The organism is Serpentinimonas sp. SSL01 (genome assembly GCF_056323735.1).
Map to the genome: position 1 here is coordinate 1751726 of NZ_CM150487.1, position 25345 is coordinate 1777070.

A 25345-nucleotide genomic window follows, 5' to 3' on the forward strand; every position below is an offset into this window, starting at 1 on the left:
AGCAGCCCCAGGGTAACTGAACCGCCGCGTTGCCCTAGCCCTCCATTGCTCCCTCCAAAAGGTATTTCATGAACACGAACCCGCTCCTCGTTCCCCGTGGCTTGGCCACGGCCATCGCACTGACCTTGGTCATAGGCCTGAGCGCCTGCGCCGGCATGTCGCGCCAAGACCAAAACACCGCCATCGGCGCGGGCGTGGGGGCCGTCGGTGGCGCCGTGCTCACCGACGGCGGCACGCTCGGCACCTTGGGGGGCGCCGCCATCGGCGGTGTGATCGGCAGCCAAGTCGAACCCAGAAAATAAACGGCCGCGCGCCAGCATCACCCCGCACAACCAAAAACCCCCAACCAAGGCCTCACCATGCTCTACACCATTGCGCTCGTGCTGCTCATCCTCTGGCTGCTGGGCATGGTCACATCGACCGTGCTGGGCGGTCTCATCCACGTCTTGCTGGTGATCGCCTTGGTGGTGGTGCTGCTGCGCGTGATCAGCGGACGCCGCCCGCTCTGACGCCATCCGTCCACGGGGCGGCCAACACCAGCACACCACGATGCCACAGACCCCGGGGTGGACCCCCAAGCGCCGCCAACGCAACGCGCTGCTCAAGGCCGGCGCGCTGCAGAACGCCATTCTCACCAGCGCCAATTTTTCGATCATCGCGACCGACGAAAAGGGCATCATCCAGCTCTTCAACGTGGGGGCCGAGCGCATGCTGGGCTACCGCGCCGTCGAGGTGGTCAACCGGGTGCGCCCGAGCGACATGCACGACCCGCAAGAAGTGCGGGTGCGCGCCATGGCGCTCAGCTTGGAGCTCGACACACCGATCGCGCCGGGCTTCGAGGCGCTGGCCTTCAAGGCCTCGCGCGGCATCGAAGACGTCTACGAGCTCACCTACATCTGCAAAGACGGCAGCCGCTTCCCGGCGATCGTCTCCATCACCGCGCTGCGCGACGACTACGGCGATCTGATTGGCTACCTGCTGATCGGCTCCGACAACTCGGTGCGCAAGCGCGGCGAGCTGCAGCTCAACGAGGCCATGGCCGCGGCCGAGCAGGCCAACCGCGCCAAGACCGATTTCATCTCCAGCATGAGCCACGAGCTGCGCACACCGCTCAACGCCATCCTCGGTTTTGCGCAGCTGCTCGAATCGGGCACGCCCCTGCCCACGCCGACTCAAAAGCGCAGCATCGAGCAGATCCTCAAAGCCGGCTGGTACCTGCTGGAGCTGATCAACGAAATCCTGGACCTCGCGCTCATCGAGAGCGGCAAGCTCACGCTGTCGGGCGAGCCGGTGTCGCTGACCGAGGTGCTGGCCGAATGCCGGGCCATGGTGGAGCCGCAGGCGCAGCAGCGCGGCATCGGCATGGTCTTTGCCCGGCTGGAGCAGCCGCGCTGCGTGAAGGCCGACCGCACGCGGCTCAAGCAGGTGCTCATCAACCTGTTGTTCAACGCCATCAAATACAACCAGCCGGGCGGCCACGTGACGGTGGAGTGCACGCTCGCCACACCCGAGACGATCCGCATCAGCGTGCGCGACACCGGCCCGGGGCTCTCGGCCGCGCAGCAGGCGCAGCTGTTCCAGCCGTTCAACCGGCTCGGGCAGGAGAACGGTGGCGTAGAGGGCACCGGCATCGGCCTGGTGGTGACGCAGCGCCTGGTGCACCTGATGGGTGGCGAGATCGGTGTGGACAGCACACCCGGCGTGGGCAGCGTGTTCTGGGTTCAGATGGCGCTCACCGCCGCACCGCAACGCAACCCCACAGACGGCGACACCCCCCGCGCCGACCCGCCGCGCCCCGATGCACCGCAAGGCACCCCCCTGCACACCCTGTTGTACGTCGAGGACAACCCAGCCAACTTGGAGCTGGTGGAGCTGATCATTGGCCGCCGCGCCGACCTGCGCTTGCTGAGCGCGGCCGACGCCAGCTTGGGCATCGAGTTTGCCCGCGTCTACCAGCCCGAGGTGATCCTGATGGACATCAACCTGCCCGGTATCAGCGGGATCGAGGCCATGAAAATCTTGCGCGCCGACCCGAGCACGGCGCACATCCCGATCATCGCGCTGAGCGCCAATGCCGTGCCGCGCGACATCCAGCGCGCTCTGGATGCGGGCTTTTTCAACTACCTCACCAAGCCGATCAAGGTCAACCAGCTCATGGACGCGCTGGAGGCGGCCTTGGCCTGCTCGCCATCCAGCAGCAGCGACCCGGCCACCCTACAGGAACCCGCATGACCCTCAGCCCACAAGACATGCTCAACGCACGCATCCTGATTGTGGACGACCAGCCCGCCAACGTGGCGCTGCTCCATGAGCTGCTGCACGGCGTGGGCTACAGCCAGGTGTTCAGCACCATGGACCCCACGGCCGTGGCCGCGCTGCACCGCGAGGCGCCGTTTGACCTGATCCTGCTGGACCTGCAGATGCCCGGCATGGACGGCTTCCAAGTGATGGAGGCGCTGAAGGCGGGCACCGCCGAGGGCGACTACCTCTCGGTGCTGGTGATCACCGCACAGCCGGGCCACAAGCTGCGCGCCCTGCAAGCTGGGGCCAAAGACTTCGTGAGCAAGCCCTTCGACTTGGTCGAGGTGCAGACGCGCATCCGCAACCTGATCGAGGTGCGCCTGCTGCACCGCCAACTGGCGCAACACAACCTGGTCTTGGAGCAACGGGTGCAGCAGCGCACCGCCGAACTGCGCGAGAGCGAAGCGCGCTACCGTGCCCTGACCGAACTCGCCACCGACTGGCACTGGGAGCAAGACGGCGAGGGCCGTTTCACCCAAGTATCCGGCCCGGTGCTGGAGATGCTGGGACTGCAAGACTCGGTGTTGGCCGACGGTGCGTCACCGACGGCCAGCGCCGGCTGGAACGAGGCCGAGCGCCAAAAGCTGCTGGACCGCATCGCCGCCCGCAGCCCCTTCCTAGACATGGTGCTCAACCAGTCGCTGCCCGACGGCACCACCCGCCAGTACCGCGTGAGCGGCACGCCGGTGTTCGACACCCGCTGCGCCCTCACCGGCTACCGGGGTTTCGGCGTCGAGGTGCTCACGCTGCCGAAGGTCTGAAGTGAAACCAGACTCCACGACTCATTCAAGCCGGCGTTATCTGCACGTTGTAGCCTATGCTCTGCAGCCGTTTGAGCAGGCGGTTGGCTACTTTCTGGGTGTTGGCTTGGTCAAAGTGCGCCGCGCCCAGATCGTGCCACTCGGTGCCATCGCGCAGCATGTGCCAAACGGCCGTGAGCATGGAGGCGGCCACGGCGATGATCGCTTTCTTGACGCCCCGGCGGGCGCGGATGCGATGGAACTGCGCTTGCAAGTAGCCGCCATTGACCCTGACCGCGGACCAAGCCGACTGCACCAGTGTGCTCTTGAGCCAGACGCCGCCTCGTCGCAATCGGGTGCTGCGCCGCTTGCCGGCGCTCTCGTCACTGCGCGGGCACAGACAAGCCCAAGACAGCAAATGCGCCGGCGAAGCAAAGCGCGACATGTCGATGCCGATTTCGGCAATCAGCACATTGGCGCTGACCTCGCTCACGCCGGGTATGGTGCTCAGCAAGCGGGCAGCTTGCCGAAACGGCTCGAGCCCTTGGCTCACCTCCTGTTCGATCTCGGCGATGGCCTGATCCAAGGCCTCGATGTGACCCAAATGCAGCTTGAGCATGAAGCGGTGGTGTGGGCTGATGCGCCCGCGCAGCGCTTCGCGCAACTCAGCTTGACTGGCCTTGACACGGGTGGTGATCTGCGCGGCCAAGAAGTCGGGGCTGCTGTGACCGGCGATGATGGCCCGCAACACCGCACGTCCCCCATGGCCCAAGATGTCGCTGATGACGCTGGTGATCTTGAGGTTGGCGTCTTCGAGCACGTTCTCAATGCGCTGCACATGCGCAGCGCGCTCGCGCACGAACTGCTTGCGCGTGCGCGTGAGGGTGCGCAACTCCTGCACTGGGGTGGGCGGCACGAAGCTGGCGCGAATCAAACCATGCGCCAGCAGGTCAGCCAGCCACACCGCGTCGTTGACGTCGGTCTTGCGCCCAGGCACGTTCTTGACGTGCGCCGCGTTGGCCAGCACCAGCTCAAAGTGCCCCTCCAAGATGTGCCAGACGGGCTTCCAGTACACCCCCGTGGCCTCCATGCCCACGTGCTCGATGTGCAAGGACTCCAGCCAGTCCACCAACTCCAGCAACCCCGAGGTGGTGGTGGCAAAGGTGCGCACCTCTTGCAACAGCGGGCCTTGGCCCGCCACGCGTGCACAAGCCACCACGGTCTGCTTGTGCACGTCCAGTCCCGCGCAACGGCGGTAGATTACGTCCATGATCGCCTCCAAGTCGCGGCGACATCAGCGTGCGGCCCACGTCATCGAAGTCTGAAGTGCGTGCTCAGGGGCGCTGGTCCCCAGGCGACAGTGCGGGGTGCTCGTGAGGCCGCGGGTCCAACTGAGAAACGAGCTCGAAGCACCAAGTACGAACCGACCTCTGTGCCGGACGCCGCCCCTCAATTACACACCGGTTTCATGCGTCGCGGGTGCCGCGTTCGCGGAATGGATAACTGAGAAACGAGCTCGAAGCACCAAGTACGAACCGACCTCTGTGCCGGACGCCGCCCCTCAATTACACACCGGTTTCATGCGTCGCGGGTGCCGCGTTCGCGGAATGGATAACTGAGGGGCTGATGGCTTGATCGCGGTGCATACTGCGCCTGCAGACCAAAAAGCCGCACCTTGGCGCCCCGGGCTTGAACCCCCCTATCGAGAGCACAGACACATGGGCATCCCTCCCGACCAAGCGGCCAACCAGTTGCTCGCCTCCATGCCCATGCCCGAATGGCAGCGCATTGGCCCGCTGCTGGAGGTGGTCGATCTGCCGCTGGGCCGGGTGCTGTACGAATCGGGCAGCAAGATGGGGCACGTGTACTTCCCCATCGATGCCATCGTTTCGCTGCTGTACGTGATGGAAAACGGCGCCTCGGCCGAGATCGCGGTGGTGGGCAACGAAGGCCTGGTCGGCATCGCGCTGTTCATGGGCGGTGAAACCACACCCAGCCGCGCCGTGGTTCAAAGCGCTGGCAAGGGCTACCGTCTGCGCGCGGCCGACATCAAGGATGAATTCAACCGCGCCGGCCCGGTGCTGCACCTGCTGCTGCGCTACACCCAGGCGCTCATCACCCAGATGACGCAGACGGCGGCGTGCAACCGCCACCATGCGCTCGACCAGCAGCTCTGCCGCTGGCTGCTGCTGAGCTTGGACCGTCTGAGCGGCAACGAACTGGTGATGACGCACGAGCTCATTGCCAACATGCTGGGCGTGCGCCGCGAAGGCGTGACCGAAGCGGCGCTGAAGCTGCAGCGGCTTGGCATGATCCGCTACGCCCGCGGGCACATCACGGTGCTGGACCGAAAAGCGCTCGAAGGCCGCGTCTGCGAATGCTACGCCGTGGTCAAAAAAGAATACGAGCGCCTGCTGCCACCACGCCCAGCGGCTTGAGCGCGTGATCAGACTACGCGCTGACGCGCCTTGGGGGGCTGGCGCGATGACTCCCTATTGACGTTTACGTAAACGTCAATTAAAGTGTGCGGATCGACAATTGCCTGTTGCAACCCAACACAAGCCCGTCGCCGTGCCGCCCTGCCCGCACGGCCATGCGGCCACACCGGAGACCGCCGCCCATGACCGATCTGCACGCCGATTTCAAAGCCTTGGCCGAGTACCGCCCGCGCCACAAGGTGCGTTTTGTCACCGCCGCCAGCCTGTTCGACGGCCACGACGCGGCCATCAACATCATGCGCCGCCTGCTGCAGAGCATGGGCGCCGAGGTCATCCACCTGGGGCACAACCGCTCGGTCGAGGAGGTGGTGACGGCCGCCCTGCAAGAGGACGTGCAGGGCATCGCCATCAGCTCGTATCAGGGCGGGCATGTGGAGTATTTTCAGTACATGGTCGATCTGCTGCGCCAGCGCGGCGGCGCGCACGTGCAGGTGTTCGGCGGCGGCGGCGGCGTGATCGTGCCCGACGAAATCCGCACCCTGATGGACTACGGCGTGGCGCGCATCTTCAGCCCCGAAGACGGCCAGCGCATGGGCCTGGCCGGGATGATCGGCGAGATGCTGATGCGCTGCGACCTCGACCTCACGCCCTACGCGCCGCAGACGCCGGCAGCGATCGAGGGCCACACCGACGCCGCCTGGCGCGCGCTGGCGCAGCTGATCACGGCGCTGGAAAACGGCGCCGCCCCGGCCGCACTGGTGCAGCAACTGCACGCGGGCGCCCAAGGCCGCCGGGTGCCGGTGCTGGGCATCACCGGCACCGGTGGCGCGGGCAAATCGTCGCTCACCGACGAGCTCATCCGCCGCCTGCGCCTAGACCAAGACGACGCGCTGCGCGTGGCCGTGATCAGCATCGACCCCTCGCGGCGCAAGAGCGGCGGCGCGCTGCTGGGCGACCGCATTCGCATGAATGCCATTGGCGAATGGGGCACCACCCGAGACAAGGCCACCGAGCCAGCGCCGGGCCGCCCCAAGCTGGCGAGCGCCCCCTCGGGGGGCAGCGACGGCGCGCCAGCGCCAAGCGTGGGGGCTCGAATCTTCATGCGTTCCCTCGCCACGCGCGACTTTGGCAGCGAAATCAGCGCCGCCCTGCCCGATGTGCTGGCGGCGTGCAAGGTGGCGGGCTTTGACCTGATCGTCGTCGAGACTTCGGGCATCGGCCAGGGCGACGCCGCCATCGTGCCGCTGGTGGATGTGCCGCTGTACGTGATGACGCCCGAGTTTGGCGCCGCCAGCCAGCTCGAAAAAATCGACATGCTCGACTTTGCCGAGTTCGTCGCCATCAACAAGTTTGACCGCAAAGGCGCGCTCGACGCGCTGCGCGACGTCTGCAAACAGGTGCAGCGCAACCGCCAAGCCTGGAACCAGAGCCCGGAGCAGATGCCGGTCTTTGGCACCACCGCCAGCCGCTTCAACGACGACGGCGTGAGCGCCCTCTACCAGGCGCTCAAACCGCGGCTGGCGGCGCTGGGCCTGGCGCTGGATGCGCAAGGCAGCCGCCTGCCCCCGGTGGCGGTGCGCCACAGCTCCAACCAGACGCCGGTGTTGCCGCCGGCGCGCAACCGCTACCTGGCCGAAATCGCCACCACGGTGCGCGGCTACAAGCAGCTGGCGCGGGCACAAGCGCGGCTGGCGCGCGAGATCCAGCAACTGCGCGCCGCCAGCGCCATGCTGCGCGCCGAAGCCGCCCGCTGCCCGAACGAAGCCGCTGCGGCAGACGATGCCGCGCAAGCCGCCGCCGCTGCTGCGCTTAGCCTCGCCGAGCAACGCGAGCAGCGGCTGGACCCGGGGGCGCGCAAGCTGCTGGCGCAGTGGCCGGCGATGCAGCAGGCCTACGCTGGCGACGAGTACGTGGTGAAAATCCGCGACCGCGAAATCCGCACCGCGCTGGTGCACACCACGCTCTCGGGCAGCAAAATCCGCAAAGTGGTGCTGCCGCGCTACGAAGACGAGGGCGAAATCCTGCAATGGCTGCTGCTCGACAACGTGCCCGGCAGCTTCCCCTACACCGCCGGCGTGTTCGCCTTCAAGCGCGAAAACGAAGACCCGACGCGCATGTTCGCCGGCGAGGGCGACGCCTTTCGCACCAACCGGCGCTTCAAGCTGCTCTCGTCCGGCATGGATGCCAAGCGGCTCTCTACCGCTTTTGATTCGGTCACGCTCTACGGCGCCAACCCCGACCCACGGCCCGACATCTACGGCAAAGTGGGCAACAGCGGCGTGAGCATCGCCACGCTCGACGACCTCAAAGTGCTCTACAGCGGCTTTGAGCTGTGCAGCCCCAGCACCAGCGTGTCGATGACCATCAACGGCCCGGCGCCCACCATATTGGCGATGTTCATGAACACCGCCATCGACCAGCAGCTCGACAAGTTCAAAGCCGACAATGGCCGCGAGCCCACCGATACCGAAGCCGCCAAAATCCGCGCTTGGGTGCTAGCCAACGTGCGCGGCACGGTGCAGGCCGACATCCTCAAAGAGGACCAAGGCCAGAACACCTGCATCTTCAGCACCGAGTTCAGCCTGAAAGTGATGGGCGACATCGCCGCATGGTTTGTGCACCACGACGTGCGCAACTTTTATTCGGTCAGCATCAGCGGCTACCACATCGCCGAGGCCGGCGCCAACCCCATCAGCCAGCTCGCCTTTACACTCTCCAACGGCTTTACCTTCGTCGAAGCCTACCTCGCGCGCGGCATGCACATCGACGACTTTGCGCCCAACCTGTCGTTCTTTTTCAGCAACGGCATGGATCCGGAATACACCGTGCTCGGTCGGGTGGCGCGGCGCATCTGGGCCGTGGCCATGCGCGACAAATACGGCGCCAACGAGCGCAGCCAAAAGCTCAAATACCACGTACAGACCAGCGGCCGCAGCCTGCACGCGCAAGAGATCGCCTTCAACGACATCCGCACCACGCTGCAGGCGCTGATCGCCATCTACGACAACTGCAACAGCCTGCACACCAACGCCTACGACGAGGCCATCACCACGCCCACCGAAGAATCGGTGCGCCGCGCCATGGCGATCCAACTGGTGATCAACCGCGAGTGGGGCCTGGCGAAAAACGAAAACCCGAACCAAGGCGCTTTCATCATCGACGAACTCACCGAACTGGTGGAAGAAGCGGTGCTGGCCGAGTTTGAGCGCATCAGCGAGCGCGGCGGCGTGCTGGGCGCGATGGAAACCGGCTACCAGCGCGGGCGCATCCAAGACGAGTCGATGCACTACGAGCAGCTCAAGCACAGCGGCGAACACCCGATCATCGGCGTCAACACCTTTCGCAACCCACACGGCGACCCGGTGCCGGCGCAGATCGAGCTGGCGCGCTCGTCGGAGGCCGAAAAACAGTCGCAACTGCAGCGCCTGCAGGCCTTCCACGAGCGCCACGCCGCTGCGGCCCCGGCCATGCTCAAGTGCCTGCAACAAGCGGTGATCGAGGAGCGCAACGTCTTCGAGGTGCTGATGGAGGCCGTGCGCTGCTGCTCGCTGGGGCAGATCACGCAGGCGCTGTTCGAAGTCGGGGGGCAGTACCGGCGCAGTATGTGAGCTTTGGGGCGCCGCGCTTCAGTCGAGCGGCCAGACCACGCCGTTGTCGTTCAAGATCGCGTCCAGCGGCCAGTCGTGCGGCTCGGGTTCGAGTTCGGGCAAAAACCCGTGCGTGTACGCCAGCCCCACGGTGTAGGGGCGGGGCTGCAGTTGCGCCAGCGTGCGGTCGTAAAAGCCGCCGCCATAGCCCAGCCGGTAGCCGCCGGGTCCGTAGCCCACGCAGGGCACGAACAGCAGCGTGGGCGCGATGCGCTGGGTGCCGCTGGGCTTGGGGATGTCGTAGGCGTCGGGCTCCATCGGGCAGCCCGGATACCAGCGGTGAAAGCTCAGCGTTTTGCTGGCCTTGTCGATGACCGGCAGGCCGATTTTGCGTTCGCGGCTGGCGCCCAGCGCGTCGGCCTCGCGCCCGGCCTCCTGCCAGCGAAACAGCGCCGGCAGCGGGTCGAACTCGCCCTTGATCGGCCAGTAGGCGCCGATGGCGCTGTCGGGCCGATCCACCAGCCAGACCCGCAGCACGCGCTGCAGCGCGTCGTTGCGCGCCAGCCGGTCGCCCAGGCGCAGGCGCTGCTCGATCAGGCGCTGGCGCCACTGGGCTTTGCGCGCCATCTGGTCAGGCGGGCGGTTGTTGTTCATAATCGGCCTATGTTCAGATTGTTCGTTGCTCAACCCAAGGCGTCGCTGCGCCCGTTCGCACCCACCCAGCCCAGGCGGCGGCTGCGCTGGTTTGCCACCCTGCTGGCGTGCATCTTACTGCCTGCCGCGGTGGCGGCCAACCCCAGCGCAGCGACCTTGAGCGCGCCAGCCGCAGCCGCGGCACCTGCGCCCCTGAGCCGGGCCGAGCAAGCGCTGCTCGAGATGGAGCAGGCCTTCGAGCGCCGCAACCACGCGCGCCTGGCCGCCCTGCTGCCGCAAGTGGCCGGGCACCCGCTCGAACCGCTGGCCCAGTACTGGGTGCTGGCGGCGCGCCTCGAGAGCGCCAACCCCGACGAAATCCGCGCCTTTCTGCGCCGCTGGAGCGGCACCTTTTACGAAAACCGCCTGCGCGCTGACTGGCTGCTGCTGCTCGGGCGCGCGCGCGACTGGAACACCTTCAACCAGGAGTTTGCCGATTTCCGCCTCACCGCCGACCGCGAAATCCGCTGCTACGCCTTGGTGGCCCAGCGCGAGCGCCCGGCGGCCGAGCGCGCCGCCGCCTTGCCCGCGCTCTGGTTGGCGCAAACCCGGGCCGACGACGGCTGCGCCCACGCCGCCGAGCGCCTGCTTGCCAGCGGCGACCTGCCCGCAGCCGTGGTCTGGCAGCGCGCGCGCCTAGCCACCGAGGGCAATCTGCCCGGCACGGCGGCGCAAGCCGTGGGCCTGATTAACCCGCAGTGGGCGCAGCAGGTGGCGGGCCTCGTCAGCCAGCCACAGCGCTTCATCGACGCCGCCGGCAGCGCCGAGCGCCTGCCCGCCCCCGAACTGGCCACACTGGCACTCATCCGGCTGGCCATGGAAGACCCCCAAGCCGCCACCGACGCCATGCACCAAGCGCGCTGGCGCTTGCACCTGAGCGCCGAAGCGCAGAGCTGGGTCTGGGCCGTGATCGGGCGCCGCCAAGCCCAGCGCCTGAACTCCGAGGCCCACGCCGCCTTTGGCCACACCCAGCTTGATCTGCTGCACGACTCGCACCTGATCTGGGCCACGCGTGCCGCCTTGCGCGCCGGCGACTGGAACCGGGTACACGACGCCATCATGGCCATGGGCAGCGCGCAGCGCGACGAAGCGGTCTGGAGCTACTGGTTGGCGCGCGCCCTGAACGAACGCGCCGCCAGCCTGCCGGCCCGTCAAGCGGCACAGGCGCAGCAATGGCGCGAACAGGCGCAGCAAATCCAGCGCCGCATCGCCGGCGTGGGCGGTTTTTACGAGCAGTTGGCGCTCGAAGCCCTGGGCCAGCGCATCAGCACCCCACCCGCCCCCGCCCCCCTGACGGCGGCCGAAATCGCCGCCGCGCGCCAGCACCCGGGTCTGCAGCGCGCCCTGCACGCCATTGCCATCGGGCTGCGCAACGATGGCGTACGCGAGTGGAACTACCACATCATCGTGCACCGCAGCGGCGGCCTGAGCGAGCGCGAACTGCTAGCCGCCGCCGACTTCGCCTGCAGCCGCCAAGTCTGGGACCGTTGCATCAACACCAGCGAGCGCACCCGCACCGAGATCGACCACCTGCAGCGCTTCCCGATGCCGTTTCGCGACCAGGTGTTGGCCCAGTCGCGGGCCATCGGGCTGGATCCGGCCTACGTCTTTGGCCTGATTCGCCAAGAAAGCCGCTTCATCATGGATGCGCGCTCGCACGTCGGTGCTTCGGGGCTGATGCAGCTCATGCCCGCCACCGCGCGTCTGGTGGCGCGGCGCATCGGGCTGCAAAACTTCACCCAAGATCAGGTCAACCAGCTCGACGTCAACATCGCCTTGGGTACCGCCTACCTGCAATGGCGCCTAGAGCAGCTCGACGGCTCGCGCGTGCTCGCCGCCGCCGCCTACAACGCCGGCATTGGGCGCCCGCAGCAGTGGCGCAACGGCCCGGTGCTCGAAGCCGCGATCTGGATCGAAAACATCCCCTTTGCCGAAACCCGCGACTACGTGCAGCGCGTGCTGGCCAACGGCACCAACTACGCCGCCCTGATCAGCGGCCAACCACAGAGCCTGCGCGCGCACCTGCAGCCGATCGGGCCGCGCGCCACCCCCGCCGCCAGCGCCCCGGTGCCTTTAGCCCAGCGGCCCTGAAAACCAAACCCCCTCTTTTCACACCCCCACCTACACTGCATTTGTACCTCATGAAAAACGTTTTGGTTCTGGGCGGCACCGGCTTTGTCGGCCGCCACCTGTGCGAACACCTCAACCGCGCCGGCATCCGCGCCACCGTGCCCACGCGCCGCCTGAACAACGCCCAAGCGGTGCAGATGCTGCCCTTGGTGCAACCGCTAGAGGCCGATGTGCACGATGCGGCCGCGCTGGCGCGGCTGCTGCCTGGCCACGACGCCGTGGTCAACCTGATCGCGGTGCTGCACGGCAGCCGGGCGCGCTTCGAGCAGGTGCACGTGGAATTGCCGCGCCGGCTCGCCGCCGCCATGCAAGCCAGCGGTGTGCGCCGCTTGGTGCACGTGAGCGCGCTGGGCGCCAGCGCCAGCGGACCGTCGGAGTACCAGCGCAGCAAAGCCGCCGGCCAGGCCGTGCTGCAAGCCGCCGGGCTCGAGCTCACCATCCTGCGCCCGAGTGTGATCTTCGGCGCCGAAGACCGCTTCCTCAACCTGTTTGCCTCGCTGCAAAAGCTGTTTCCGCTCATGCCGCTGGCCGGATCACAGGCGCGGCTGCAGCCGGTCTGGGTGGGTGACGTGGCGCGGGCGCTGCTGCACTGCCTGCTGCACCCCGCCACCAGCGGCCAGATCATCGAGTGTGCCGGCCCCGAGACCTTTAGCCTAGCCGACTTGGTGCGGCTGGCGGGCCGGCTGTCGGGCCACCCACGGCCCGTGCTGCCCTTGCCGCGCGCGCTGGGCTACGTGCAGGCACTGCTGATGCAGCTGCTGCCCGGTGAGCCGCTGCTCAGCGCCGACAACCTGCGCTCGCTCGAAGTGGACAACGTGGCCAGCGGCCAACTGCCGGACCTGCGCGCACTGGGCATCGAACCCCAAGCGCTGGAGCCGCTGGCGGCGCGCTACCTCGATCAAGCCGGCCGCGCCGACCCGCTGCTGGCCCTGCGCAAACACGCTGTCCATCGCAAGTAACCGGCCACAAGCCACCACCCCCCTACCCACCATGAGCAAGAGCACACCCAAGCCGGCAGCCAAAGCTGCCACACCAGCGTCCGCCGCACCCTTGAAAAACGCCGCACAAGCACCGGCTGACGCGGCCGCGCCCGAGCCGATCTCGGCGCACCGTGCCCAGCACCAGCGCGACGTGAGCAACCGGCTGCGCCGCATCGAAGGCCAGGTGCGCGCCTTGGTGCAGATGATCGAAGACGGCCGCCCCTGCGAAGACATCGCCCAGCAGATGGCCGCCGCCCGCAAGGCGCTCGACAAGGCCTTTTACCGCATGATGGCCTGCTCGATGATGGAAGCCGCCGCCAGCGCCGACGCCGGCAACGATCTCGAGCGCTCCACCCGCATCCTCGAAAAATACGCTTGAGCGGCTGAGCACGCAGCTGAGCTGCCCCCTCACCTGCCACCGCCAGCACCCGCTGCCACCAGCCACCTCCCGATGCACATCTACCTCGTCGGCGGCGCCGTGCGCGACGGCCTGCTCGGCCACTACCACTTAGCCCACCGCCGCCCCGACGGCAGCGTGCACGCCGACCGCGACTGGGTCGTGGTCGGCGCCACGCCCGAACAGATGCGGGCCCAGGGCTTTCTGCCCGTGGGGCGCGACTTTCCGGTGTTTTTGCACCCGCGCACACACGAGGAATACGCGTTGGCGCGCACCGAGCGCAAAACCGCGCGCGGCTACCACGGCTTCGATTTTTACGCCGACCCCACGGTGACCATCGAGCAAGACTTGGGGCGGCGCGACCTGAGCATCAACGCCATGGCGCTGCCCGCTGCGGCGCTCGACCCCGACGGGCGCTTCGACCCGCACAGCCCGGCGCTGATCGACCCCTACGGCGGCCGCGCCGACTTGCAAGCCAAGGTGCTGCGCCACGTCACCCACGCCTTTGCCGAAGACCCGGTGCGCCTGTTGCGCATGGCGCGCTTTGCGGCGCGCTGGAGCGACTTTCAAATTGCCCCCGAAACCCTGAGCCTGATGCAGCAGATGGTGGCGCACGGCGAGGCCGACCACCTGGTGCCCGAGCGCGTCTGGCAAGAGCTGGCGCGCGGCCTGCAAGAGCCCCGGCCCTCGCGCATGCTGGCGGTGCTGCGCCAGTGCGGCGCGCTGCGCGTGCTGCTGCCCGAAGTCGATGCGCTCTGGGGCGTGCCGCAGCGCGCCGAATACCACCCCGAAATCGACACCGGCACGCACCTCGAAATGGTGCTCGACATGGCGGCGCAGCTGGGCGCCGGGCTCGAGGTGCGCTACGCCTGCCTGTGCCACGATTTGGGCAAGGGCACGACCCCGGCCGAGCTGCTGCCGCGCCACCACGGGCACGAGCAGCGCAGCGCCCGGCTGGCGCAGGCCATCGGGCAGCGCTGGCGCGTGCCGCGCGACTGCCGCGAACTGGCCGACGTGGTGGCGCGCGAGCACGGCCACATCCACGCCAGCCTGAACTTAAGCGCCGGGGCCACGCTGCGCTTGCTGCAGCGCTGCGATGCGCTGCGCCGGCCTGAGCGTTTCGAGCAGGTGCTGCTGGCCTGCGAAGCCGACGCCCGCGGCCGGCTGGGCCACCACGACGCGCCCTACCCGCAAGCACAGCGGCTGCGCCTGGCCCTGCAAGCGGCGCTGGCCGCCGACACCGCCGGCGTGGCCGCGGCCGTGCAGGCGCAGCCCGGAGCCAACCCGCGCAGCAGCGGCCTGCAGATCGGGCGCGCCATCGAGGCGCTGCGCGAGGCCGCCATCGCGGCGGCCTTGCCGGCAGCCCCGCAAGCCGATGCTTAGGCCGCTTGGGCCAGCGCTCAAAGCCGGTGCGTGCGGTCCCCGGTCAACAGCCCCGTGGGCAGCCAGTCCGCCGGCAACGTTGCCGGCGCCAGCGCCAGCACCTTGAACAGCTCACCCATCTCGTGCTCGTTCACCAGCCGGGCGGCGGCGGCGCGCTCGGCCAGCGGCCAGCCGTCGGCGCCGTCGAGCAGCCCGGCGTTGAGCAAAAACCGGCCTTGGCTGTTGTAACCCAGCACCTGCAGGCCAGCCTGCTGCGCCGCCACGGCGATGCCGGTGAAGTTCACATGCGCCGTGATGTCTTTGCGGCCCACATCGACCAGCGGATCGGCGTCGGCGCGGTGCGCGCGGTGGCACATCAGGGTGCCGCTGCTGCGCTGCGGGTGGTAGTACTCGGCCTCGGGGAAGCCGTAATCGATGAAAAACGCCACCCCGCGCTGCCAGCGCTCGGCCAGTGTAGCGATGAAGGCCTCGGCCTGCGGGTGGATTTCGCACAGGTAGTCGTGTGTGCCGGCGATTGCCAGCGGCGGGCGCAAGTCGGTGGCGCGATCGGCCCAGGCAAACGCGGGGGCCGCATCCGCCAGCGGCGCCGCCTCCGCGCCTTGCACTGGCCGCAGCCGGGCCGACTCGGGCGCCCCAGCTCCCGCATCAGCTTCTGCCGCCACCCCCGCCAGCGCCACCCCACGCTCGTACCACACGCCGCCACAGCGCAGCAGCAGCTGCACCGGCATGGCGTCGAGCACCTCGTTGCCCAAAATCACCCCCTGCATCTGCGGCGGCAAGGCCTCGGCCCAGACCACGCGCGGGGCAAAGTCTGCCAGCCGCTGCTGCTGGCGCCAGCGCAACTCGGCCGACAGCTCGACGAGGGTGTAGCGCGCCAGCGCCACCCCATCGGCCTGCAGCTGCTGCAGCACCTGCTGCGCCAGCGCCCCGCTGCCGCCGCCAAACTCCCACACCTCCTGCGTGCCGCTGGCCGCCAGCGCCTGCGCCACTTGGCGCGCCAAGGTGCGGCCAAAGGCGGGACACAGCTCGGGCGCGGTGACAAAATCGCTGCCGCTGGCGGGCATGGCGCCAAACTTTGGGCTGGCGCTGGCGTAGTAACCCCAGCCCGGGCTGTACAGCGCCAATGCCATGAAACGGTCAAAGGGCAACCAGCCGCCGGCGTCGGCCAGTGCGGCCACGATGCGCTCGTGCAATGGCCAAGCCGCTCCGGTAGGGACCGGAGGCAACCCGGAGAGGGTCGATAAAATGGGCGTTTGTCTGTCCACAGATCGGATTGTCCCCCATGTCGTCCTCCACCCCCGCCGCTGGTGAAGCGCGCTGCGTGCTCGTCACCGGTGCAGCCAAACGGCTTGGGCGCCGCATCGCGCTCGACTTGGCCGCCGCCGGCTGGAACTTGGCCCTGCACTACCGCCACTCGGCGCTCGAGGCCGAACAATGCGCCGCCGACTGCCGCCTGCTGGGCGTGCAGGCCGCTGTATTTGGCGCCGATCTGGCCGACGAAGCGGCCTGCCGTGCCTTGGTGCCGCTGGTGCTGCAGCGCTTTGGCCGCCTCGATGCCGTGGTCAACAACGCCTCGACCTTCGAGCACGACAGCGCCGCCAGCTTCAGCTACGCCAGCCTAGAGCAGCACCTGCGCAGCAACACGGCGCCGGCGGTGCTGCTGGCGCAGGCCTTGCACCAGCACTTAGGCCAGCGCACGCCTACAGCCAGCGCCGCAGGCGTGGTGGTCAACCTGCTCGACCAAAAGCTGTGGAACCTGAACCCGGATTTTTTCAGCTACACCCTGTCCAAAGCCGCGCTGCACTGCGCCACCACCATGTTGGCGCTGGCGCTGGCGCCCCTGGTACGCGTGGTCGGCGTGGCCCCGGGCCTCACGCTCACCAGCCACCTGCTCGACGAGGCCAAGTTTGCGCAACTGCACCGCCAGTCGCCACTGGGTCGTTCCTCCAGTCCCGAAGACGTGGCCGCCGCAGTGCGCTTTGCGCTCGACAACCGCTCGGTCACCGGCAGCACGCTGCTGGTCGATGGCGGCCAGCATCTGCAACGCTTCGAGCGCGACTTTTCGCTCATGTAAACCACGCCCCGCGCAGAGCGGGCCAGCAAGCCACCCTTGTCAACTGCCCCTTGTCAACCGCCCCTTGTTTCCAGCCTCTTTAGCGGCGCCCTTCGAATCGCATTTTTAATCCACCCATGACCCCACTCCCGCCCGGCAACGCCCCCGACAGCGGCACCCAAGTCCTGACGCTGACTGGCCTGCGCTTTGCCGCCAACCTTGGGATCCTCGATCATGAGCGCTGCGCGCCGCAACCCATCCAAGTCGATGCCGAGCTCAACCAAGGGCCGCAGCCGCTGCAGCCGCACGACGATGACATCAGCCATGTGCTCGACTACCGCAAGGTGCGCCAGATCATCATCGACGAGTGCACCGCCGAGCACGTGAACCTGCTCGAGAGCCTGATCGGCAAGCTGGCCCAGCGCCTGCTGCGGCTGCCGGGCGTGGTCGGGGTGCGGGTGCGCATCGCCAAGCTCGAAATTTTTGACGACTGCGAAGTCGCCATCCGCATCGAGAGCGGGCAGTGGTGAGCCCGCGCAGCAGCGCGCTGGCGCTTGCAGGCGGACCAATCAAGCAAATTTAGGCAAGTTATCCTCAGCGCATCACATTGCCCAGCCTACACCGTGGCCACGTTCGATGCCTTCATGCCACGCATGCATGCCCGACCCAGATTGGAAATCCCTGACATGAACCCCGACAAAATCGAACGCGAAAACCACAAACTCGAAAAACGCCTGTGCCGGCTGGTGGGCCAGGCGATTGCCGACTACGCCATGATCGAGGCCGGCGACCGCATCATGGTCTGCCTATCGGGCGGCAAAGACAGCTACACGCTGCTCGACATTTTGCTCAAGCTGCGTCAGCGCGCGCCGATCGACTTCGAACTCATCGCCGTCAACCTGGACCAAAAACAGCCCGGCTTCCCAGCCGAGGTGCTGCCGGCTTACCTGACGCAGCTCGGGGTGCCGTTTCACATCGAAACCCAAGACACCTACAGCGTGGTGAAAAAAATCATCCCCGAGGGCAAGACCACCTGCAGCCTGTGCAGCCGCTTGCGCCGGGGCATTTTGTACCGCGTGGCGCGCGAACTGGGCTGCAACAAGATCGCGCTCGGGCACCACCGCGACGACATCTTGCAAACGCTGCTGCTCAACATGTTTTTTGGCGCCAAGCTCAAAGGCATGCCGGCCAAGCTGGTGAGCGACAACGGCGAATTCATGGTGCTGCGGCCGCTGGCCTACGTGGCCGAGCCCGACCTGGTGCGCTGGGCCCAAGTGCGCCAGTTCCCGATCATCCCCTGCAACCTGTGCGGCAGCCAAGACAACCTACAACGGGTGCAGGTCGGGCAGATGCTGCGCGAATGGGAAAGCAAGCACCCCGGGCGGCTCGACAACATGCTCAAGGCGCTGCAAAGCGTGGTGCCCAGCCACCTGATGGACCGCGCGCTGTTCCCCTTCGAGACGCTGCAGACCACGGGCCAGCCCACAGAAGAAGGCGACACCGTTTTTGACGCCCCCGAACCATCTGTGGAACCGGCAACCCCCATGCTGCAATCGGTGGCGCTGCCCCTGCCTATGCGGGCGCAGACGGGCCGGTCGGCCAGCGCCGCCGGAAGCTGCCAGCCAGCCGCCCAGCCAGCCTTATAGGCCTATTAGGCCACCACGGCTTCGTAGCGCGCCAGCGCGTCGCGCAGCGCCACGTCGAGCTCGCGCGCGGCAAACTTGGCCACGTAGGCGTCGGCCCCGGCGCTGCGCACATGCTGCTCGTTGGTGTCGCCGGTGAGCGACGAATGGATCACCACCGGCACGCTGCGCATGGCCGGGTCCTTCTTGATGTTGCGCGTCAGGGTGAAGCCGTCCATCTCGGGCATTTCGAGGTCGGTGAGCACCAGCGCCACGCGCTCGCGCAATTCCAGCCCTTGGGCTTGGCATTCGGCGGCGATGGCTTGCAGCCGGTTCCAGGCTTCTTGGCCGGTTTTGGTCATCTCGTAGGGCAGCTGGAGCGCCTTGAGCTCTTGCTCGATCATGGCGCGCGCCACAAAGGAATCGTCTGCGGCCAGAATGATCGCACCGGGGCGCAGCTTGAGCGCTGGGCCGCTGGAGTTGGCTTTGAGGTCGGCTTGGTCGGCGGGCAAAATGCGCTGCAGGATCGATTCCACATCGAGGATTTGCGCCAGTCGGGTGCTGTTTTGGTCGCCGTCCAGGCGTGCGATGCTGGTGACAAAGCCGCGCGCCATGGCTTCGTCGGCCGACAGGATCTGCTTCCAATCCAAGCGCACGATGTCTTCGACCGCCTCGGCCGCAAAGGCCTGCGTGGTGCGCGCATACTCGGTCACCAGCATGATGTTCAGGCCGCTCTTGGGCACGCAGCCCACCACCGCCGGCAGGTCGATCACGGGAATCACTTGGCCGCGCAGGTTCACCACCCCGAGCACGTGTTGCGGCGCGCCGGCCATGGCGGTGACCGCCGGCATGGCAACAATCTCGCGGATTTTGAAGACGTTGATGCCAAACAGCTCGGAGCGCTCGGTGCCGGCGGCGTTGCCGAGGCGAAACAGCAACATCTCGAATTTATTGGAGCCGGTCAGGTTGGTGCGCTCGTCGATCTCTTTTTGGGCTGCTGTGGGCATAAATTTTCCTCGAAGCGACGGCGCCGCGCCATCCCCGTTACCATTCTAGGGCTTTCCGATGAACCGTCGGCTGTTTTTTAGGGGACACGAGCGTGCATTGCACCCGCATTTTGGCGATCCGGCACGGCGAGACCGCCTGGAACCGCGACAACCGCATCCAAGGCCAGCTCGACATTGAGCTCAACATGACCGGTCGCTGGCAGGCCGAGCGCACCGCCGAGGCGCTGCGCGGCGAGCCCCTGGGCGCGGTATACAGCAGCGACCTGTCGCGCGCTGCCGACACCGCCGCCGCCATCGCCCGCGCCCAGGGCTTGAGCACGCAACTGCACCTGGGCTTGCGCGAGCGCCACTTTGGCGTCTGCCAAGGCAGCCGCTGGAGCGAGCTCGAAACCACGCAGCCCGAACTCACCGAGCTCTGGCGCCGCCGCGTGCCCGACTTTGCCCCGCCGGGCGGCGAGTCGCTGCTCATGCTGCGCCAGCGCGTGTTGCAGGCGCTGGAAGAAGTGGCGGTCGCGCACCTAGGGCAGCAGATCGTGGTTGTCACCCATGGCGGCGTGCTCGACACCCTGTACCGCTTGGCCACCGGGGTCGATCTGCAGGCACCGCGCACCTGGCAGTTGGGCAACGCCGCCATCAACCGCCTGCTCTGGAGCCCGCAGGGGCTGCGGCTGGTGGGCTGGTCCGACACCCTGCACCTCGACACCGCACCCAGCGACGAACCGCTGAGTTAAAGGGCAAGCGGGCCGCAAGTCCTGCTGGGGGATGCGCAGAGGGCCTTTTTACTCGGCGGCAAACAGGTCGTGGGCGGCGCTGGGCGCGGCCAGCCCCAGGTGCCGATAGGCCGCTTGGGTGGCGATGCGACCGCGCGGCGTGCGCTGCAGGTAGCCTTGCTGGATCAGGTAGGGCTCGATCACGTCCTCGATCGTGCCGGGCTCCTCGCCGATGCTGGCGGCGATGTTGTCCAGCCCCACGGGACCGCCGTCGAACTTGTGGATCAGCGCCTCGAGCAGCTTGCGGTCCATCAGGTCAAAGCCGAGTGCATCGACGTCGAGCATGGCCAGCGCGCGCTGCGCCGCCTCCTCGGTGATGCGGCCATTGCCCTTGACTTCGGCGTAGTCGCGCACCCGGCGCAGCAGCCGGTTGGCGATGCGCGGCGTGCCGCGCGAACGGCGCGCGATCTCAAAGCCGCCGGCGGCATCCAGCGGCACCTGCAGCAAGCTGGCGCTGCGACGCACGATCAGCTCCAGCTCTTGCGGGGTGTAAAACTCCAGCCGCGCCACGATGCCAAAGCGATCGCGCAGCGGGTTGGTGAGCATGCCGGCGCGCGTGGTCGCGCCAACCAGCGTAAAGGGCTGCAGATCGAGCTTGATCGAGCGCGCCGCCGGTCCTTCGCCGATCATGATGTCGATCTGGTAGTCCTCGAGCGCCGGGTAGAGGATTTCTTCCACCACCGGCGACAGACGGTGGATTTCGTCGATGAACAGCACATCGTTGGGCTCGAGGTTGGTCAGCAAGGCCGCCAGGTCTTTGGGCTTTTCCAGCACCGGGCCGCTGGTTTGGCGCAAGTTGACCCCGAGCTCGTGCGCGATGATGTGCGATAGCGTGGTTTTGCCCAGGCCCGGCGGGCCAAACAGCAGCACGTGATCGAGCGCCTCGCGCCGTTTTTTGGCCGCGCCGATGAAGATCTCGAGCTGCTCGCGCGCCTTGGCCTGCCCCACGTACTCGGCCAGACCCTTGGGGCGCAGCGCGCGCTCGAGCGCCTCTTCGCGCGGGCTCTCGGGCTGCGCCGACACGGTGCGCCGCGGCGCGGCGGGGGCAAAATCGTCGGTTTGGATGGTCATGTGGGAATTTTCTTAGCGCGCCAGCGCCTTGAGCGCCAGCCGGATGCCTTCGCTCACCCCCACCGCCGGTGGCAGCGCCTTGAGGGCGGCGGCGGCTTCGCGCTCGCTGTAGCCCAGCGCCAGCAGGGCTTGCTCGATGTCGGCCTGCTCGGCGTTGGCCGGCGCTGCCGCGGCCCCGGCTTGTGTGGCGGGCAGGCCCAGCTCGGACCCGAGCTTGCCGCGCAGCTCGAGCAGCAAGCGCTCGGCGGTTTTGCTGCCGATGCCCGGCACCTTGAGCAGCCGGCGCGCTTCCTGCGCCGTCACGGCCTGCGCCAGCTCGGCCACGCTCAGGCCCGACAACAGCGCCAGGGCGGTGCGCGGCCCCACGCCGCTGATTTTGATCAGATGCCTAAAGGCGCTGCGCTCGGCCGCCGTGGCAAAGCCGTACAGCAGTTGCGCGTCTTCGCGCACCACGTGCTGCGTCAGCAAGGCCACGGGCGCGCCCAAGGCCGGCAGGCCGTAGTAGGTGCTCATGGGCACCTCGACCTCGTAGCCGACGCCGTGGCAGTCGATCACGATCTGCGGTGGCGTTTTTTCTAGCAGGGTGCCGCTCAATTTGCCTATCATTGGGGTTTTCCTTTTTTGCGGATTATCGGTTTGATTCTGCGCCACACCTTCACCCCGCCCGACAACCTGCGCATGGCGCACCTGTGCGGCCCGCTCGATGCCCATTTGCGCCAGATCGAGGCCGCGCTCCAAGTCAAGCTGGTGCACCGCTTCGAGCAGTTTCGCATCGAAGGCCCCAAGGCGCGCGCGCAGCAGGCGCTCGAGGTCTTGCAGGCGCTGTACGAGCAGGCGCGCGCGCCCATCCCCGCAGAAAAAGTGCAGCTCATGCTCAGCGGCGACACCGCCTTGCCCGCTGCGCCGGGGGCCGACGAGGCCCCGGCGCTGCAAACGCGGCGCGGCGAACTGCGCGGCCGCAGCGCCAACCAGCGCCGCTACCTCACGCACATGGCCACGCACGACATCACCTTCGGCATCGGGCCAGCCGGCACCGGCAAGACCTACCTCGCGGTCGCCTGCGCCGTCGATGCGCTCGAGCGCAGCGCCGTGCAGCGCATCGTGCTCACGCGGCCGGCGGTCGAGGCTGGTGAGCGCCTCGGGTTTTTGCCCGGCGATCTGGCGCAAAAGGTGGACCCCTATCTGCGCCCGCTCTACGACGCGCTCTACGACCTGATGGGGCTCGAGCAGGTGCACCGGGCCTTTGAGCGCCAGCAAATCGAGATCGCGCCGCTGGCCTTCATGCGCGGGCGCACCCTAAACCACGCCTTTGTCATCCTCGACGAAGCGCAAAACACCACGCCCGAGCAGATGAAGATGTTTCTGACGCGCATCGGCTTTGGCTCCAAAGCCGTGATCACCGGCGACGTAAGCCAGATCGACCTGCCGCGCACCCAGTTGAGCGGCCTGATCGACGCCGAGCGCGTCCTCAAGCGCACCCAAGGCATCGCCTTTAGCCGCTTTTCCAGCGCCGACGTGGTGCGCCACCCGCTGGTGGCGCGCATCGTCGATGCCTACGACAGCGCTGGCCTTGCTCACGCCAGCGACCACAGCGCCGCACCCGCCAGCCGGCGCAGCCGCCGCCCACCCCCGCTCGCTGCCGAGCCCGCCCCATGAAGCTGCCCACCCTTATGCTGTCGCTGCAATATGCGCGCCCCGAGGCGGCCGACACCCAAGCGGGCCTGAACTTGGCCGCGCACCGCGCCGCCCTGCCCCGGCACTTGGTGCGGCGCTGGCTGCGCCACGCGCTGGAGTGCCCGGCCGAGCTCACGGTGCGCATCGTCGGCACCGACGAAGCCCGGGTCCTGAACCGCGACTACCGCGGCAAAGACTACGCCACCAACGTGCTGACCTTCGACTACGCGGCAGAACCGGTGGTGCTGGCCGATCTGGTGCTGTGCGCCCCGGTGCTGGAGCGCGAGGCCGCCGAGCAGGGCAAGACCCTGCAGCAGCACTACGCGCACCTGCTGGTGCACGGCTGCTTACACGCCCAAGGCTGGGAGCACGAAACCAGCGCCGCCGACGCCGAAGCCATGGAAGCGCGCGAAACGCAGATTTTGGCCGGCTTGGGCTTTTCCGACCCCTACCGGGGCACCGCAGCTGGTTGAGTCGCTGGCGCTGGCTGCGAGACCAGCGCTGGCTGCACGGCCGGCGCTGGTTGCGGGGCTGGCGGCGCTGGGCGCCCCGGCCAGGCGACTTCGCGCGCCAGCCGCTGCAGCCCCGTGGGCGCTCGGGTCTGGCCCAGGGCGGTGGCGGCGATGTCGGCCTCGCTCGGGTACAGGCCCAGCAGCAGGTAGTCGAACACCCGGCGCGCGATCGGGGCCGCGGCCACCGAGCCAAAGCCGGCGTTCTCCACGATCACCGCCAGCGCCACCGTGGGCGCCTCCAGCGGCGCAAAGCCGATGTAGAGCGAGTGGCTGCGCTGGTGCTCCTCGAGCTGCGCGGCGTCGTAGCGTGCGCCTTGGGCAATGCGCACCGCTTGGGCGGTTCCGGTCTTGCCACCGCTGCGGTAGGGCGCACCGGCAAACACCCCCGCCGCCGTGCCGCCGGGCAGGTTCACCGCCTCCATGGCCTCGAGCACCGCTTGCAGGTTCTGGCTCTGCCAGCCCATGGGCGTGCCTTGGTGCGTCGCCAGTTCGCGCCCCCGGGGCTCACCCAAGGCGTAGGCGCGCAGCCCCAAGTGCGGCTGATGGCGCACGCCCCCGTTGGCCAAGGTGGCGGTGGCATGGGCCAGTTGCAGCATGGTAAACGCGCTGTAGCCCTGCCCGATGCCCACGGCCACCGTGTCACCAGGGAACCAGCGCTGCTGCGCCGGGTGGCTGTAGGCGCTGCGCTTCCAAGCTTGGTTGGGCAACAGGCCGCGCCCCTCGCCCACCAAGTCGATGCCGGTGCGCTGGCCAAAGCCTTGGGGGTGCATAAAGCCGTGCAGGACGTCGATGCCCATCTCGTGCGCCAGCGTGTAGAAGTACACGTTGCTCGACACCGCCATGCCGCTGCGCAAGTCCACGTGCCCCAAATGGCGCTCGCCCACGCTGCGAAAACGTTGGTTGCCCAGCACCCAAAAGCCCGGGTCATAGACCGTGGTTTCGGGGCGGCGCAGCCCCAGCTCCAGCCCGGCCAAGGCCATGAAGGGCTTGAAGGTTGAGCCCGGCGGATAGGTGCCGCGCAAAGCCCGGTTGAACAGCGGGCGCTCGATCGACTCGTTCAGGGCGCGCCATTCTTCCACGCCGATGCCATCGACAAAAGAATTGGGGTCAAAACTGGGCATGCTCACGAAAGCCAGCACCTCGCCGTTGCGCACGTCGATGGCCACCAAGGCACCGCGGCGCGCGCCAAACAGTTGTTCCACCAAGTGCTGCAAGCGCGCATCCAGCGTCAGGCGCAGCGTTTGGCCGGCGCGGGCGGGCACGGTCTCGAGCGTGCGCAGCACCTGGCCGTGCGAGTTGATCTCGACCCGGCGAAACCCGGTGCTGCCGTGCAGCAACGCTTCGTGGCTTTGCTCCACCCCCAGTCTGCCGATGTGGTCGGAGCCCCGGTAGTTGGCTTGCTTTTCGGGCGGCCATTCGGCCATGCGCTCGCGGTCGCGCTGGTTGATGCGCCCCACATGTCCGACCACATGAGCCGCTGACGCACCCAGCGGGTAGTAGCGCATCTGGCGCGCTTGGATCGAGACCCCGGGCAGGCGAAACAGTTGCGCCGCCAGCACCGACATTTCTTCGGGCGTCAGCCGACTGCGCAGCGGCAGCGAGGCAAAGCGGTGCGATTCGGCGCGCAGGCGTTGAAAGCGGCGCAACTCGCCCGGGGTGATCGGCACCAGCTCGGCCAGCGTCTGCAGGGTGTGGTCCATGTCGGCCACCAAAGCCGGCGTGATTTCGAGCGTAAACACCGCCAGGCTGTCGGCCAGCAGAACACCGTGGCGGTCCACGATCTGGCCACGCAACGGCGGCAGCGGGATGACGGCGGTGCGGTTGCTCTCGGCGCGGGTCTGTAAATCGGCATGGCGCTGGATTTGCAGCACGTACATGCGCACGGCCAGCAGCCCCAAGGCCAGCAACACCACCACGAGCGCGATCTGCGCCCGGCGTCGAAAACGCAACAGCTGAAGTTCAACGTCGTGCATGGCAGGCGGGCGCT

At 67.8% G+C, this 25345-nt stretch carries 23 protein-coding genes; 16 read left to right on the forward strand and 7 right to left on the reverse strand.

From position 1 onward, the window contains the following. Positions 1-68 precede the first annotated feature (68 nt). The 4 genes from osmB to ACVMK0_RS08285 are packed head-to-tail and all read left to right on the forward strand — an operon-like array spanning position 69 to position 3062. On the forward strand, positions 69-302 hold the full coding sequence (osmB, locus tag ACVMK0_RS08270; RefSeq protein ID WP_034110733.1) for an osmotically-inducible lipoprotein OsmB: 234 nt from the start codon (positions 69-71) through the stop codon (positions 300-302). Between the two features lie 57 nt (positions 303-359). Beyond that, on the forward strand, positions 360-509 hold the full coding sequence (locus ACVMK0_RS08275) for a lmo0937 family membrane protein (protein ID WP_144400319.1): 150 nt from the start codon (positions 360-362) through the stop codon (positions 507-509). A 40-nt stretch (positions 510-549) separates the two neighbouring features. Further along, the gene (locus tag ACVMK0_RS08280) at positions 550-2232 is read left to right on the forward strand and encodes a PAS domain-containing hybrid sensor histidine kinase/response regulator (RefSeq protein ID WP_476463499.1); all 1683 of its coding nucleotides are present in this window, start codon (positions 550-552) and stop codon (positions 2230-2232) included. Next, entirely contained in the window at positions 2229-3062 is an 834-nt protein-coding gene (locus ACVMK0_RS08285) for a response regulator (protein ID WP_476463500.1), read from the forward strand. Before ACVMK0_RS08280 ends, ACVMK0_RS08285 begins: the two co-directional genes overlap by 4 nt. Before the next feature lie 25 nt (positions 3063-3087). On the opposite strand, the gene ACVMK0_RS08290 is transcribed toward ACVMK0_RS08285, so the two are convergent. Beyond that, entirely contained in the window at positions 3088-4311 is a 1224-nt protein-coding gene (locus tag ACVMK0_RS08290) for an IS110 family RNA-guided transposase (RefSeq protein WP_476463501.1), read from the reverse strand. A gap of 448 nt (positions 4312-4759) precedes the next feature. Here ACVMK0_RS08290 and ACVMK0_RS08295 point away from each other — a divergent pair, with 448 nt between their 5' ends. Beyond that, entirely contained in the window at positions 4760-5479 is a 720-nt protein-coding gene (locus ACVMK0_RS08295) for a Crp/Fnr family transcriptional regulator (protein WP_034110731.1), read from the forward strand. Between the two features lie 182 nt (positions 5480-5661). Next, positions 5662-9087 (forward strand): methylmalonyl-CoA mutase family protein, encoded by a 3426-nt coding sequence (locus tag ACVMK0_RS08300; protein WP_476463502.1) that lies wholly within the window; start codon positions 5662-5664, stop codon positions 9085-9087. Between the two features lie 18 nt (positions 9088-9105). Here the strand turns inward: ACVMK0_RS08300 and ACVMK0_RS08305 are convergent, their stop codons facing one another. Further along, positions 9106-9720: a 5-formyltetrahydrofolate cyclo-ligase gene (locus ACVMK0_RS08305; protein WP_476463503.1), complete on the reverse strand. Its 615-nt coding sequence runs from the start codon at positions 9718-9720 to the stop codon at positions 9106-9108. 9 nt (positions 9721-9729) lie between these two features. Between ACVMK0_RS08305 and ACVMK0_RS08310 the strand changes: the two genes are divergently transcribed. The 4 genes from ACVMK0_RS08310 (at position 9730) to ACVMK0_RS08325 (ending at position 14649) form a co-directional block, all read left to right on the forward strand. Next, positions 9730-11850: a lytic transglycosylase domain-containing protein gene (locus tag ACVMK0_RS08310; RefSeq protein ID WP_476463504.1), complete on the forward strand. Its 2121-nt coding sequence runs from the start codon at positions 9730-9732 to the stop codon at positions 11848-11850. Between the two features lie 50 nt (positions 11851-11900). Further along, positions 11901-12848, forward strand: coding sequence for a complex I NDUFA9 subunit family protein (locus ACVMK0_RS08315; RefSeq protein WP_476463505.1), 948 nt, complete (start codon positions 11901-11903; stop codon positions 12846-12848). A gap of 31 nt (positions 12849-12879) precedes the next feature. Then, positions 12880-13248 (forward strand): metal-sensitive transcriptional regulator, encoded by a 369-nt coding sequence (locus tag ACVMK0_RS08320; protein ID WP_082027322.1) that lies wholly within the window; start codon positions 12880-12882, stop codon positions 13246-13248. Between the two features lie 72 nt (positions 13249-13320). Further along, the gene (locus ACVMK0_RS08325) at positions 13321-14649 is read left to right on the forward strand and encodes a multifunctional CCA addition/repair protein (protein ID WP_476463506.1); all 1329 of its coding nucleotides are present in this window, start codon (positions 13321-13323) and stop codon (positions 14647-14649) included. A 17-nt stretch (positions 14650-14666) separates the two neighbouring features. On the opposite strand, the gene ACVMK0_RS08330 is transcribed toward ACVMK0_RS08325, so the two are convergent. Next, a complete protein-coding gene (locus ACVMK0_RS08330; protein WP_476463507.1) occupies positions 14667-15875 on the reverse strand; it encodes a class I SAM-dependent methyltransferase in 1209 nt (402 codons plus the stop codon). 56 nt (positions 15876-15931) lie between these two features. Between ACVMK0_RS08330 and ACVMK0_RS08335 the strand changes: the two genes are divergently transcribed. The 3 genes from ACVMK0_RS08335 (at position 15932) to ttcA (ending at position 18348) form a co-directional block, all read left to right on the forward strand. Next, positions 15932-16723, forward strand: coding sequence for an SDR family oxidoreductase (locus ACVMK0_RS08335; protein ID WP_045536314.1), 792 nt, complete (start codon positions 15932-15934; stop codon positions 16721-16723). A 116-nt stretch (positions 16724-16839) separates the two neighbouring features. Further along, entirely contained in the window at positions 16840-17232 is a 393-nt protein-coding gene (locus ACVMK0_RS08340; RefSeq protein ID WP_045536316.1) for a dihydroneopterin aldolase, read from the forward strand. Positions 17233-17388: 156 nt separating this feature from the next. Then, a complete protein-coding gene (gene ttcA / locus ACVMK0_RS08345; protein ID WP_476463508.1) occupies positions 17389-18348 on the forward strand; it encodes a tRNA 2-thiocytidine(32) synthetase TtcA in 960 nt (319 codons plus the stop codon). 5 nt (positions 18349-18353) lie between these two features. On the opposite strand, the gene ACVMK0_RS08350 is transcribed toward ttcA, so the two are convergent. Continuing rightward, positions 18354-19331 carry a chemotaxis protein gene (locus ACVMK0_RS08350; protein WP_476463509.1) on the reverse strand — a complete coding sequence of 326 codons (978 nt, stop codon included), beginning with the start codon at positions 19329-19331 and terminating at the stop codon, positions 18354-18356. 92 nt (positions 19332-19423) lie between these two features. Here ACVMK0_RS08350 and ACVMK0_RS08355 point away from each other — a divergent pair, with 92 nt between their 5' ends. After that, positions 19424-20062, forward strand: a complete 639-nt coding sequence (locus ACVMK0_RS08355) for a histidine phosphatase family protein (protein WP_476463510.1) — start codon at positions 19424-19426, stop codon at positions 20060-20062. Between the two features lie 48 nt (positions 20063-20110). Here ACVMK0_RS08355 and ruvB read toward each other — a convergent pair whose 3' ends face one another. Together ruvB and ruvA are read right to left on the reverse strand one after the other, a co-directional pair. Then, complete coding sequence (gene ruvB, locus ACVMK0_RS08360; protein WP_045536323.1) at positions 20111-21172, reverse strand: Holliday junction branch migration DNA helicase RuvB; 1062 nt, start codon at positions 21170-21172, stop codon at positions 20111-20113. A 12-nt stretch (positions 21173-21184) separates the two neighbouring features. Further along, positions 21185-21778 (reverse strand): Holliday junction branch migration protein RuvA, encoded by a 594-nt coding sequence (gene ruvA, locus ACVMK0_RS08365; protein ID WP_045536325.1) that lies wholly within the window; start codon positions 21776-21778, stop codon positions 21185-21187. Positions 21779-21808: 30 nt separating this feature from the next. Between ruvA and ACVMK0_RS08370 the strand changes: the two genes are divergently transcribed. Further along, positions 21809-22828, forward strand: coding sequence for a PhoH family protein (locus tag ACVMK0_RS08370; protein ID WP_045536327.1), 1020 nt, complete (start codon positions 21809-21811; stop codon positions 22826-22828). Next, positions 22825-23319 carry an rRNA maturation RNase YbeY gene (gene ybeY, locus ACVMK0_RS08375; RefSeq protein WP_476463511.1) on the forward strand — a complete coding sequence of 165 codons (495 nt, stop codon included), beginning with the start codon at positions 22825-22827 and terminating at the stop codon, positions 23317-23319. The genes ACVMK0_RS08370 and ybeY overlap by 4 nt, the downstream gene beginning before the upstream one ends. On the opposite strand, the gene mrdA is transcribed toward ybeY, so the two are convergent. Further along, complete coding sequence (mrdA, locus tag ACVMK0_RS08380) at positions 23295-25331, reverse strand: penicillin-binding protein 2 (protein WP_476463512.1); 2037 nt, start codon at positions 25329-25331, stop codon at positions 23295-23297. The genes ybeY and mrdA overlap by 25 nt on opposite strands. Positions 25332-25345: the final 14 nt, after the last annotated feature.

Coding starts and splice junctions, on each gene's coding strand:
- ACVMK0_RS08315 (WP_476463505.1), top strand. CDS start 11,901: ATGAAAAACGTTTTGGTTCTGGGCGGCACCGGCTTTGTCGGCCGCCAC.
- ACVMK0_RS08300 (WP_476463502.1), top strand. CDS start 5,662: ATGACCGATCTGCACGCCGATTTCAAAGCCTTGGCCGAGTACCGCCCG.
- ACVMK0_RS08295 (WP_034110731.1), top strand. CDS start 4,760: ATGGGCATCCCTCCCGACCAAGCGGCCAACCAGTTGCTCGCCTCCATG.
- ybeY (WP_476463511.1), top strand. CDS start 22,825: ATGAAGCTGCCCACCCTTATGCTGTCGCTGCAATATGCGCGCCCCGAG.
- ruvB (WP_045536323.1), bottom strand. CDS start 21,172: ATGACCATCCAAACCGACGATTTTGCCCCCGCCGCGCCGCGGCGCACC.
- ACVMK0_RS08320 (WP_082027322.1), top strand. CDS start 12,880: ATGAGCAAGAGCACACCCAAGCCGGCAGCCAAAGCTGCCACACCAGCG.
- osmB (WP_034110733.1), top strand. CDS start 69: ATGAACACGAACCCGCTCCTCGTTCCCCGTGGCTTGGCCACGGCCATC.
- ACVMK0_RS08280 (WP_476463499.1), top strand. CDS start 550: ATGCCACAGACCCCGGGGTGGACCCCCAAGCGCCGCCAACGCAACGCG.
- ACVMK0_RS08335 (WP_045536314.1), top strand. CDS start 15,932: ATGTCGTCCTCCACCCCCGCCGCTGGTGAAGCGCGCTGCGTGCTCGTC.
- ACVMK0_RS08305 (WP_476463503.1), bottom strand. CDS start 9,720: ATGAACAACAACCGCCCGCCTGACCAGATGGCGCGCAAAGCCCAGTGG.
- ACVMK0_RS08340 (WP_045536316.1), top strand. CDS start 16,840: ATGACCCCACTCCCGCCCGGCAACGCCCCCGACAGCGGCACCCAAGTC.
- mrdA (WP_476463512.1), bottom strand. CDS start 25,331: ATGCACGACGTTGAACTTCAGCTGTTGCGTTTTCGACGCCGGGCGCAG.
- ruvA (WP_045536325.1), bottom strand. CDS start 21,778: ATGATAGGCAAATTGAGCGGCACCCTGCTAGAAAAAACGCCACCGCAG.
- ACVMK0_RS08290 (WP_476463501.1), bottom strand. CDS start 4,311: ATGGACGTAATCTACCGCCGTTGCGCGGGACTGGACGTGCACAAGCAG.
- ACVMK0_RS08325 (WP_476463506.1), top strand. CDS start 13,321: ATGCACATCTACCTCGTCGGCGGCGCCGTGCGCGACGGCCTGCTCGGC.
- ACVMK0_RS08275 (WP_144400319.1), top strand. CDS start 360: ATGCTCTACACCATTGCGCTCGTGCTGCTCATCCTCTGGCTGCTGGGC.
- ttcA (WP_476463508.1), top strand. CDS start 17,389: ATGAACCCCGACAAAATCGAACGCGAAAACCACAAACTCGAAAAACGC.
- ACVMK0_RS08310 (WP_476463504.1), top strand. CDS start 9,730: ATGTTCAGATTGTTCGTTGCTCAACCCAAGGCGTCGCTGCGCCCGTTC.
- ACVMK0_RS08350 (WP_476463509.1), bottom strand. CDS start 19,331: ATGCCCACAGCAGCCCAAAAAGAGATCGACGAGCGCACCAACCTGACC.
- ACVMK0_RS08285 (WP_476463500.1), top strand. CDS start 2,229: ATGACCCTCAGCCCACAAGACATGCTCAACGCACGCATCCTGATTGTG.